Raw genomic sequence first — 299 nt, 5'->3', positions numbered from 1 at the left:
AAACCCTTTTCGCATACCTCCATCGTCATCTAGAAAATCATTGACATGTGTATGCATATAACCTTTCATATCTTTTGTTGGGTCACCTAATGATAGAGAATTTGAGTCATTATTTGTAGATGCAGTGTCTTTATATTCAAAAGTTCCATCTTTTTTTTCAACCCAACCCGTTTCTTTTTTCTCATCTAGATTAGTTTCCAATACACCAACTTTAGATTGAAATTCAGGTGTATTTTGGCTTTTCATTTTTGCACATGGATCGGTTGGAGGATTCGTGTTAGGTGTGCCAGAACTTCCAC

At 35.8% G+C, this 299-nt stretch carries 1 pseudogene; it reads right to left on the bottom strand.

Features of this window, described 5'->3' with window-relative positions:
• A pseudogene (locus tag SB679_RS23680) lies at window positions 1-246 on the bottom strand (hypothetical protein); the annotation flags it as partial.
• Between the last annotated feature and the right edge of the window lie 53 nt (window positions 247-299).

Source organism: Chryseobacterium sp. SIMBA_029 (assembly GCF_046535275.1).
Classification (GTDB): Bacteria; Bacteroidota; Bacteroidia; order Flavobacteriales; family Weeksellaceae; genus Chryseobacterium.
The sequence above is the reverse complement of the archived record's forward strand: the minus strand, read 5'-3'. Positions and strand labels throughout refer to the sequence as shown.